A 10548-nucleotide genomic window follows, 5' to 3' on the forward strand; every position below is an offset into this window, starting at 1 on the left:
CCGACACGGACAGGACCGGACGGGAGGCGGATGCCCGACGCGAGGCCGCGCGGGAGGCGCGAGCACGGTTGGAGGAGGCTCTCGCCGAGGCACCCCCGGAACTCCTCGACAACGCACGGGCCTCGCTGGCCGCGCTCGTCGCTGAGGAACGGGAGAGTGCGTCGGCGGTGGCCACCGCGCTCGGTCGGGTCAGCGCCATCAGTGACCAGGGGCGGCTCGGAGACGTCGCGGTGGCCGAGCGTGAGGTCGACGCCGCGGAGAGGGAGAACGCCGCGTTGTGGCGCAGGGCGCGCGCGGCCGACCTCCTCCACCGAACCCTCGAACGGCGTCGGTCCGAGGCGCTCCGGGCATACCAGGAGCCGTTCCACCGCGCGGTGGTCGAGCTCGGTCGACTTGTCTACGGGCCCGATTTCGACGTTCGGCTGGGGGAGGACCTCACCATTCTCAGTCGGAGGATCGGGGACGTCTCCGTGGATTACGACTCCCTGTCAGGTGGGGCCAGGGAGCAGCTGGCGGTGATCGTGCGGATCGCCTGCGCCCGGCTCGTCGGAGACAACGGAGTCCCGGTGTTTCTCGATGACACCATGGGTTACACGGATCCGTCCCGGCGCCTCACGATGGGAGCGGTCATCGCCGCGGCGGCGTCGACCTCTCAGGTCATCGTCCTCACCTGCGACCGCTCACGATTCGCGGGTGTCGGTGGCGCGCGTACCCACGTGATGCGGGGGGCGGGATCGGCCACCGAGTGAGAGCGGTGAACTTCGGCCGACGCTGGACCGGTGGCTGCAGGTCCGGGCGGTGGGTGGTCGTGCTGTAATAGCCCCATGAGCGAGACACGCTGGTTGACCGACGAAGAGCAGTGCATGTGGCGCCGGTACAGGGAAGTCAATCAGTTGCTCGACCTCGCGATCGAACGCCAGCTCCAGCGCGACGCGTCGATGTCCCAGTCCGACTACGCGGTGTTGGTCAGTCTCAGCGAGGCGGACGGGCGGGGTCTGCGCGCCCGGGACCTGGGAGCTGCTCTGGGGTGGGATCGCAGCCGCGTGTCACATCAGGTCCGGCGGATGGAAGCCCGGGGACTGGTCGCCAAGGGCGAATGCGCCGAGGACGGCCGGGGCACGATCGTCACCCTGACCGCCGCCGGAGCGGAGGCGATCGCCCGGGTGGCCCCGATGCACGTGGAGAAGGTCCGGGAGCTTCTCATCGACGTTCTCACGAAGGACGAGATCGGCACACTGACCGGCATCTTCGAGCGGGTGGTCGCACGCATCGGTGAGGTCGACGGGATCACCCTGCCCCGCTGAGCCCGCTACGCCGACCCCGCCGATCGGGTAGCCGGTGGACGCCGGTTCGAACAGACAGCGGGGCCCGGGCTGATATGCCCGGGCCCCGCTGTCGTGGTGCCCCCGAGAGGAATCGAACCTCTGACCTTTGGTACCGGAAACCAACGCTCTATCCCCTGAGCTACGAGGGCGGGATACCGGCCCCACGGGGCCGGAGGCTGACCACCGGGCGACTCCATCGAACCGCCCTGCTGAACAGCGAGACCGATCGTAGCACCGGGGTGCTCCCTGGCCCGCATCGGCCCCGTATCGGTACCGCGAGTGTCGGCCGCCCGGGCACCAGCCGGTGTCCGATTCCACTGCCGACGTGCTGACACCTAGGATAGGAAGACGTGACTCCTGCCGACCTCGCCGCCGTCATCCGTGCCGCGCTACTGACCGTTCTCTCCGAGCGCGGAGCCGACATCTCGGTGGTGCCGGACACGGTGACCGTCGAACGTCCGCGCAATCCGGACCACGGTGACTACGCGACCAACGTCGCACTGCAGTTGGCGAAGAAGGTCGGCGCCGCGCCGCGGGAGCTGGCCCAGGAGATCGCCACCGCGCTCGCCGCGGATCCCGGCGTGGCGTCGGCGGAGATCGCCGGTCCCGGATTCCTCAACATCCGCCTCGACTCCGGAGCCCAGGGGGCGCTCGTGGCCTCGGTCATCGAGCAGGGTGAGTCGTACGGCACCGGCGAGGCGATGGCCGGCCGCCGGGTGAACCTCGAGTTCGTCTCGGCGAACCCGACCGGCCCCATCCACCTGGGCGGCACGCGGTGGGCGGCGGTCGGTGACGCCCTCGGGCGCGTCCTCGAGGCGTCCGGCGCGCAGGTGACGCGCGAGTACTACTTCAACGATCACGGTGCCCAGATCGACCGGTTCAGCCGGTCACTGCTCGCCGCCGCCCGCGGCGACGCGACGCCGGAGGACGGGTACGCGGGTGCGTACATCGAGGACATCGCCGCGCGCGTGGTCGCCGACCACCCGGACGTGCTCCAGCAGCCGGAGGACGAGGCCCTGGAGACCTTCCGGGCAACCGGTGTCGACCTGATGTTCACGCACATCAAGGCCTCGCTCGCCGAGTTCGGCACGGTCTTCGACGTCTACACCCACGAGAACTCCATGTTCACCTCCGGTGCCGTGGACCGGGCGATCGAGGTGCTCAAGGGCAACGGCAACCTGTACGAGTCCGAGGGCGCCTGGTGGCTCCGCTCCACGGACTTCGGTGACGACAAGGACCGCGTGGTCCTCAAGTCCGACGGCAACGCGGCCTACATCGCCGGCGATATCGCGTACTTCCTCGACAAGCGGGACCGCGGGTTCGACCTGTGCATCTACATGCTCGGCGCCGACCACCACGGGTACATCGCACGGCTCAAGGCAGCGGCGGCGGCGCTCGGCGACGATCCCGCGGCGATCGAGGTCCTCATCGGTCAGATGGTCAGCCTCGTACGGGACGGTGTCCCGGTCAAGATGAGCAAGCGCGCGGGGACGGTGATCACGCTCGACGACCTGGTGGAGGCGATCGGCGTCGACGCCGCGCGGTACGCGCTCATCCGCTCCTCGGTGGACCAGACCATGGACATCGATCTGCAACTGTGGGCGTCGGCGACCAACGACAACCCGGTCTTCTACGTCCAATACGCGCACGCCCGCCTGTGCTCCCTGGCCCGGAACGCGGCCGACCTGGGGGTCACGACCGACGCGGCCGACCTCGCGCTCCTGGTCGAGGACCGCGAGGGTGCCCTCATCAGGACCATCGGTGAGTTCCCCAGGGTCGTGGCGAGTGCCGCCGAACTGCGGGAGCCGCACAGGGTCGCCAGGTATCTGGAGGAGCTCGCGGGTGCCTACCACCGCTTCTACGACACGTGTCGTGTCCTGCCGATGGGTGACGAGGAGCCCGGCCCGCTCCACGCCGCCCGGCTCGCGCTCAGCACGGCCACCCGGCAGACCCTGGCCAACGGCCTGCGGCTGATCGGCGTCACCGCCCCGGAGAAGATGTGAGCGCGCACCCGGCCGGGTCCCGACACGAGTTCCCGCACGCGCCCGGTATCGGGGAGCGTCCCACCGACGCGGGGCGGGTCATGGCCCTGGACCCGGCGGTCTGGCCGCGCGGCGCGGGTCGACGCGACGACGGTGTGGTGGAGTTCGCCGGGGTGGCCGCGGATGACCTGGCGGCCGAGTACGGGACCCCGTTGTTCGTGATCGACGAGGACGATTTCCGCTCCCGGTGCCGCGAGATGGCGGAGGCCTTCGGTGGCGCGGACCGGGTCCATTACGCGTCCAAGGCGTTCCTCTGTACCGAGGTGGCGCGCTGGGTGGCGGAGGAGGGACTGAGCCTCGACGTCGCCTCGGGTGGCGAGCTCGCGGTGGCCCTGCGCGCCGACTTCCCGCCCGCCCGGATCACGGTGCACGGCAACAACAAGTCCGCCGACGAACTGCGGCTCGCCGTCCGCAGCGGGGTCGGGCACGTCGTCCTCGACTCGATGTCCGAGATCGCGCTCCTGGATCGCATCGCCGCCGAGGAGGGGGTGGTCCAGGACGTCTTCATCCGGGTGACGGTGGGCGTCGAGGCGCATACCCACGAGTTCATCGCCACCGCGCACGAGGACCAGAAGTTCGGGTTCTCGCTCGCGGGCGGCGCGGCCATGGCCGCCGTCCGCGGGGTGTTCGACGCACCGCACATCCGGCTCACCGGACTCCACAGCCACATCGGCTCCCAGATCTTCGACGTCGACGGCTTCGAACTCGCCGCGCGTCGCGTGATCGGGCTCCTGCGCGACATCGTCGACGAGTTCGGGGCCGAACGCACGGCCCAGCTCGATCATCTCGACCTGGGCGGCGGCCTGGGCATCAGCTACGTCCCGACCGACGATCCGCCCCCGGTGGCGCACCTGGCCACCGCACTGAGGGAGATCGTCGACGGGTTCTCGGCGGACGTCGGGCTCGCGCCCCCCACGTTGGTCGTCGAACCCGGCCGCGCGATCGCCGGACCCGGCACGGTCACCCTGTACGAGGTCGGCGTGGTCAAGGACGTCGACCTCGCCGGCGGGGAGAGACGTCGCTACATCAGCGTCGACGGCGGGATGAGCGACAACATCCGGACCGCGCTCTACGACGCCGAGTACGACGCCCGCCTGGTGGGCCGCGCGTCGACCGCCGCCCCCGTCGTGGCCAGACTCGTGGGCAAACACTGCGAGAGCGGTGACGTGGTGGTCCGCGACCTGTGGATGCCAGAGGACACCGGGGCAGGGGATCTGGTGGCCGTCGCGGCGACCGGCGCCTACTGCTATTCGATGTCCAGTCGGTACAACCTGATCGGCCGGCCCGCGGTGGTCGCGGTCCGTGACGGACGGGCACGCCTGGTGCTCCGGCGTGAAACCCTGGACGATCTGACGAGCCTGGAGGTGGGACAGTGAGCGACGCAACGGCGTCAGGCGTGCGACCCGTGGGGGTGGCGGTGCTCGGAATGGGCACCGTCGGTACCGAGGTCATCCGCTACATGACGGAGAACGCGGAGGCGCTCGCCTCCCGGATCGGGGCTCCGCTCGTCCTGCGGGGTGTCGCGGTGCGCGACCTGTCCCGCGACCGCGGGATCGACCCCGAGCTGCTGACGGCGGATCCGTCCTCGCTCGTCTCGCGGGACGACGTCGACGTCGTCGTCGAACTGATGGGCGGTATCGACGTACCGCGTCCCCTGCTGCTGGAGGCGCTCGGGAACGGCAAGGCCGTGGTCACCGCCAACAAGGCCCTGCTCGCCGAGTACACCGACGAACTGGCGGAGGCGGCGGACTCGACCCGCTCCGACCTGTACTTCGAGGCGGCCGTGGCCGGCGCGATCCCGGTGATCGGACCTCTGCGGCGTTCCATGGCGGGTGACCAGGTCCAGCGGGTCCTCGGGATCGTCAACGGAACGACCAACTACATCCTCTCCGCGATGGGGTCCACGGGCGCCGACTACGCCGAGACCCTCGCCGAGGCCTCCCGGCTCGGATACGCGGAGGCCGACCCCACGGCGGACGTCGAGGGATACGACGCGGCGGCCAAGGCCGCGATCCTGGCCTCGATCGCGTTCCACAGCCGTGTCACGGCGGGCGACGTCTACCGGGAGGGCATCTCCCGGATCACGCCCGACGATTTCGCGTCGGCCCGCGACATGGACTGCACGATCAAACTCCTGGCGATCTGCGAGAAGCTGCAGCGGGAGGACGGCAGCGAGGCCGTCTCGGCGCGCGTCTACCCGGCGCTGCTGCCCGACAGCCATCCGCTCGCCACCGTCAACGGCGCCTTCAACGCAGTCGTGGTCGAGGCGGAGGCGGCAGGTCGGCTCATGTTCTACGGGCAGGGTGCCGGTGGATCCCCGACCGCGTCCGCCGTCCTCGGGGACATGGTCGCCGCGGCCCGGAACAAGGTCGACGCGGGCCGGGCGCCGGGGGAGTCGACGTACGCGGCGCTGCCGGTGGCGTCGATGGACGAGGTCTCCACCCGCTATCACGTACGGATGCGTGTGGCCGACAAGCCCGGCGTCCTGGCTCTGGTCGCCGCCGAGTTCTCGCGCCACGGGGTGTCCATCGCCCAGGTCCGGCAGACCGAGGTCGAGTTCCCCGAGTCCGAGCTGGACGATGCCGAGCCCACCGCGGAGCTCACCGTCCTGACCCACCGAGCCTCGGAGCGCGCGCTCGCGGACACGGTGGCAGCGCTCTCAGACCAGGACGCGGTCTCGGTCATCACCAGCGTCATCCGACTCGAGGGAGTGGACACAGAATGAGCAGCACCCATCAGCCAGTTCACCACCGCTGGCCCGGTCTCATCGAGGCCTACCGCGACCGGCTCCCGATCGGAGACACCTGGGAGACGGTGACGCTCTTCGAGGGCGGGACCCCGCTCCTGCCGGCCCCCTACCTCTCCGGGGTGACCGGGTGCGAGGTGTACCTCAAGGTGGAGGGCCTCAACCCGACTGGCTCGTTCAAGGACCGCGGGATGACGATGGCCGTCACCGACGCCAGGGCGCGCGGTCAGAAGGCGGTGCTGTGCGCCTCGACCGGCAACACGTCCGCCTCGGCCGCCGCCTATGCGACCAGAGCCGGGATGAGCTGCGCGGTGCTCATCCCGCAGGGCAAGATCGCGGCCGGGAAGCTGGCGCAGGCCGTCATGCACGGGGCCACGATCATCCAGGTCGACGGCAACTTCGACGACTGCCTGGAACTGGCCCGCAAGACCACCGCGACCTACGCGGAGATCGGCCTGGTCAACTCGGTCAACCCCGTGCGGATCGAGGGCCAGAAGACCGCCGCGTTCGAGATCGTCGACGTGCTCGGGCGGGCTCCCGACCTGCACTTCCTGCCTGTCGGTAACGCGGGCAACATCACCGCGTACTGGAAGGGATACAGCGAGTACCACGCGGACGGCATCATCTCGACCCGCCCCCGGATGATGGGGGTGCAGGCCGCCGGTGCGGCGCCGCTGGTGGACGGCGCGCCGGTCAAGAACCCCGAGACCATCGCCACCGCCATCCGCATCGGCGCGCCGGCGTCCTGGGACGGCGCCGTCGCCGCCCGCGACCAGTCCGGCGGCACGTTCCGTAAGCGCACCGACGAGCAGATCCTCGAGGCCTACCGCACCGTCGCGGGTAAGGACGGCGTGTACGTGGAGCCCGCCTCCGCGGCGTCGGTCGCGGGTCTGCTCGACGCCCACGCCAACGGGGAGCTCGAGCCCGGGCAGACGATCGTCTGCACCGTCACCGGCAACGGGCTCAAGGATCCGGACACCGCCCTGTTGGGTATGCCGGAGGTGGAGGCCATCCCGGTGGATCCCTCCGCCGTCGCCGGCGCCCTCGGACTGGAATGAGCGCCGTGAGCGGCGCCGGCCCGGAGGTCTTCGGCAGCTCCGGGGGACGCATCCTGCCGGTCGGCCGCTCGGTCACCGTCGAGGTGCCCGCCTCCAGCGCCAACCTCGGGCCGGGATTCGACGCCCTCGGTGTGGCGCTGGGCCTGTACGACACCATCACGGTGACGACGATCGCCTCGGGCCTGGAACTCGAGGTCTCGGGGGAGGGGGCGGGGCAGGTCCCTGCAGACGCCTCACACCTCGTCGCCAAGGCGGTGGAAGCCGGTCTGCGTGCCGGTGGCACGGGCGCGCCCGGGGTCAGGATCTCCTGTACCAACGCGATCCCGCACTCCCGGGGTCTCGGTTCCTCCGCGTCGGCGGCGGTGGGGGGATTGGTCGCGGCGAACGGGCTGATGGGTCAGGTGTTGACCGACGAGCACCTGGTGCAGCTGGCGAGCGAGTTCGAGGGACATCCCGACAACGCCGCGGCCAGCGTCCTCGGTGGGGTGGTGGTCTCGTGGACCGAGAGGTCGGCGACCGCGGTGACCTACCGGGCGGTCCGTATGAATGTGGACCCGACGATCGTCGCCACCGTGCTGGTGCCGTCCGAGACCTCGTCGACGGCTCAGACGCGCGGGCTGCTCCCGGAGAAGGTGCCCCACGAGGATGCGGCCTTCAACGCCAGTAGAGCCGCCCTGATGTCGGTGGCGCTGGCCTCGCATCCGGAGTTCCTGCTCGCCGCGACCGAGGACCGACTGCACCAGTCCTACCGGGCCCCGGCGCTCGTCGGCACGACGGAGTGGATCGCCCGGCTCAGGGACCGGGGTCTGGCCGCCACGGTCTCCGGAGCAGGACCCACCGTGCTGGTGCTGGGGACCAGCCCGCTGCCGACCGACCTGCGCGCTGACGCCGAGGCGCGGGGGTGGCAGGTTCTGGACCTCGAGATCGCCGAGGGCGCCCGGGTACTCGCCGCGCAGTGAGCACAGCCCACGCCTGATCAGGTGGCGGAGCCGGGCGAGATGGTGGTGACCCGATAGGCCCCCTCGGCGTGCAGCGAACGGATGGCCCGCTTGTCGTACTTTCCCACCGACGTGCGCGGGATGTCGTCGACGAAAGCCCAGTGATCCGGTCGTTTCCACAGGTCGACGTGGCCCTCGAGTGAGTCCCAGAGGGCCCGGGCGGTGGCCGACGCGCCGGGTTTGAGGTGGACCAGGACCATAGGGCGGTTGCCCCAGCGTTCGTCCGGCACCCCGATCACCGCTGCATCGGCCACCCGATCGTCCCGGAGGACGGCGTGCTCGAGTTCCACCGAGGAGATCAGCTCGCCTCCCGAGGCGATGATGTCGTCCACCCGGTCGACCACGTCGAGGTAGCCCCGCGGGGAGATGGTGGCCATGTCCCCGGTGCGCAGCCACCCGTCGACGAACCGGTCGGTGGCGTCGTCGCCCAGATAGCGAGCGGTGACCCACGGGCCCCTGATCTGGAGTTCGCCGACGGACCACCCGTCGTTCGGAAGGACTCGTCCGGACTCGACGATCCGGGCGTCGACCCCGGCGGGAAACCGGCCCTGTCCGAGGATCTGGGCCCGGCGATGGGTCGCCGAGGAGTGGGGATCGGCGCGGGCGAAGGTGGCGATCGGGCTGGACTCCGTGAGGCCGTAGGCCTGCATGATGGTGACCCCGTGCCGGGTGACGAAGGCGTCGAACAGCGCCTCCGGCACCGGAGAGCCGCCGACCAGGACCTCGCTCAGGTGGCCCAGTGGCTGCGGGTGGTTCTCCAGGTGTCGCAGGAGGCGTTGGAGCGAGGCCGGCGTCGTCGCGACCTTGTTGGGCCTGAACGTGGCCAGTAGCTCCGCCAGCTCGCGTCCGGAGTGCATGGCCTGACCCGGCCGCGGCCGGGCGGTGATGATGCTGGCCCCGGTCATGAAGGCCGCGTACGGCAGTCCCCAGGACAGCACGTGGTGCATCGGCACGGTCGTCAGGACGCTGTCCCCACTACGGAGCGCGGCACTCTCGGCCATGCACATCTGCATGGAGTGAAGCCAGATCGACCGGTGCGTGAACGCCACCGCTTTCGACAGCCCCGTCGTGCCGGAGGTGTATGCGAGCGCGGCGGCGGTGCGTTCGTCGAGCTCAGGCCACGGGAAGGTGGTCGGTCGCCCGTCGAGGAGTGTCTCGAGGGCGTGGAGCTGCCCGCCGTGTCGGTCCCCGGACGGCGCTGTGGTGTCCCCGTGAACCTCGTCATCGAACACGACGAGGTGGGGTGCGTGCTCCAGATCGTCGATCACATCGAGTGCGCGGGGCAGCAACTCCGGATCGACCAGCAGCACCGAGACGTCGTTGTCGCGCAGCGCGGCGAGGAGGAACGACCGGGATCGGAAGACGTTGAGCGAGAGAACCGCCGCGCCCATCGACGGGATCGCGAACATCGACTCGATGACCTCGGGGCGGCTGCCGGACAGGACGGCCACCACGTCGCCGCCACCCACACCGAGATCTGTCAGGGCGTGCGCAGTGGCCGCGGCCCGGGCCGCGATCACGTCGAACCGGGAGGTCCTCGGCACCATGTCGCCGACGAAACCGGTGACAGTGGAGCTCGAGTGTCGCTCCGCGGCGTGGTCGAGGATCCGCGACACGAGCAACGGGGTCTCGAGCATCGTTCCGAACATCGGACCTCCTTCCACTCGGCCGCAGTGGGCTGTTAGGTTACCGCCCGCCGGTGGGGATGAGGACACGCCAGGCGGGACTCGCGAGGGGGACGCGTGTGGGGCGGACAGCGGGTAGTATGCTTTTCTGAAGCCACGGACGCCCGGTCGTCCCTGAATCCCGAGACATCTCCCGTACGCTTACCCCGCCAGCGGTGAGCAGTCCGCGAGGCGGTCCCGGGGGAGCGGCCGAACGGCGCGTGGCCAATCGGGATTGTCGTGCCCGTGAGTGGGTCTCGTCCGACGTCGACGGTCAACATGAAGCCGACCCGGCAGGAATCACCTCGTGCACATCCCCCTCAGACGACTCCGTGTCCGGCCAGTTCGCCGCCACGGAAGGCCTCAGCGGCCACCCGGGACGCGTGTCTGCGTCCCGGACAGTTGCCCGGCGCGGAGCGGTTGACACCGACTCGGTCCGGGCCCAGAAAGGACACCCGTGACCTCGACGGAAACCCACTCCACACCTCCGCAGGGGGCTGCACTGGCAGCCATGCGTCTGGCGGACCTCAAGTCTCTCGCCCAGCAGATGGGCCTCAAGGGGCTGTCAGGTAAGCGCAAGAGCGATCTGGTGGCGATGATCGACGCCGCCCGCGGTGGACGGTCCCAGGCTGCCGCCCAGTCCTCGCCCGCCCAGTCCTCGCCCGCCCGGACTCCCGCCGAGTCCACGCCGGCCGCGGCTGCGGATACCGCCCCC

Annotated in this window: 9 protein-coding genes and 1 tRNA gene; 8 read left to right on the forward strand and 2 right to left on the reverse strand. The window is 70.4% G+C overall.

The window, feature by feature from the left end; genetic code table 11:
* Together G6019_RS12640 and G6019_RS12645 are read left to right on the forward strand one after the other, a co-directional pair.
* Positions 1–749 (forward strand): ATP-binding protein (locus tag G6019_RS12640; RefSeq protein ID WP_375539766.1); only part of this gene is annotated, 749 nt, incomplete at its 5' end.
* A gap of 75 nt (positions 750–824) precedes the next feature.
* Complete coding sequence (locus G6019_RS12645; RefSeq protein WP_107756730.1) at positions 825–1304, forward strand: MarR family winged helix-turn-helix transcriptional regulator; 480 nt, start codon at positions 825–827, stop codon at positions 1302–1304.
* Positions 1305–1398: 94 nt separating this feature from the next.
* Here the strand turns inward: G6019_RS12645 and G6019_RS12650 are convergent.
* A tRNA-Arg gene (locus tag G6019_RS12650) sits at positions 1399–1474 on the reverse strand.
* Positions 1475–1675: 201 nt separating this feature from the next.
* Here G6019_RS12650 and argS point away from each other — a divergent pair.
* The 5 genes from argS to thrB are packed head-to-tail and all read left to right on the forward strand — an operon-like array spanning position 1676 to position 8130.
* Positions 1676–3328, forward strand: coding sequence for an arginine--tRNA ligase (gene argS / locus G6019_RS12655; protein WP_107756729.1), 1653 nt, complete (start codon positions 1676–1678; stop codon positions 3326–3328).
* Complete coding sequence (lysA, locus tag G6019_RS12660; protein WP_107756728.1) at positions 3325–4743, forward strand: diaminopimelate decarboxylase; 1419 nt, start codon at positions 3325–3327, stop codon at positions 4741–4743. The genes argS and lysA overlap by 4 nt, the downstream gene beginning before the upstream one ends.
* Positions 4740–6092: a homoserine dehydrogenase gene (locus G6019_RS12665; protein ID WP_107756727.1), complete on the forward strand. Its 1353-nt coding sequence runs from the start codon at positions 4740–4742 to the stop codon at positions 6090–6092. The genes lysA and G6019_RS12665 overlap by 4 nt, the downstream gene beginning before the upstream one ends.
* On the forward strand, positions 6089–7171 hold the full coding sequence (thrC, locus tag G6019_RS12670) for a threonine synthase (protein WP_182612297.1): 1083 nt from the start codon (positions 6089–6091) through the stop codon (positions 7169–7171). Before G6019_RS12665 ends, thrC begins: the two co-directional genes overlap by 4 nt.
* On the forward strand, positions 7168–8130 hold the full coding sequence (gene thrB / locus G6019_RS12675; protein ID WP_182612298.1) for a homoserine kinase: 963 nt from the start codon (positions 7168–7170) through the stop codon (positions 8128–8130). The genes thrC and thrB overlap by 4 nt, the downstream gene beginning before the upstream one ends.
* A 17-nt stretch (positions 8131–8147) precedes the next feature.
* Here thrB and G6019_RS12680 read toward each other — a convergent pair whose 3' ends face one another.
* Positions 8148–9818 carry an AMP-binding protein gene (locus G6019_RS12680; protein WP_107756724.1) on the reverse strand — a complete coding sequence of 557 codons (1671 nt, stop codon included), beginning with the start codon at positions 9816–9818 and terminating at the stop codon, positions 8148–8150.
* Between the two features lie 526 nt (positions 9819–10344).
* Between G6019_RS12680 and G6019_RS12685 the strand changes: the two genes are divergently transcribed.
* Positions 10345–10548 (forward strand): Rho termination factor N-terminal domain-containing protein (locus tag G6019_RS12685; protein ID WP_194305712.1); only part of this gene is annotated, 204 nt, incomplete at its 3' end.

It is taken from the genome of Dietzia sp. DQ12-76, from assembly GCF_014145045.1.
Taxonomy (GTDB): Bacteria; Actinomycetota; Actinomycetes; order Mycobacteriales; family Mycobacteriaceae; genus Dietzia.

Coding starts and splice junctions, on each gene's coding strand:
- G6019_RS12645 (WP_107756730.1), top strand. CDS start 825: ATGAGCGAGACACGCTGGTTGACCGACGAAGAGCAGTGCATGTGGCGC.
- thrC (WP_182612297.1), top strand. CDS start 6,089: ATGAGCAGCACCCATCAGCCAGTTCACCACCGCTGGCCCGGTCTCATC.
- thrB (WP_182612298.1), top strand. CDS start 7,168: ATGAGCGCCGTGAGCGGCGCCGGCCCGGAGGTCTTCGGCAGCTCCGGG.
- G6019_RS12680 (WP_107756724.1), bottom strand. CDS start 9,818: ATGTTCGGAACGATGCTCGAGACCCCGTTGCTCGTGTCGCGGATCCTC.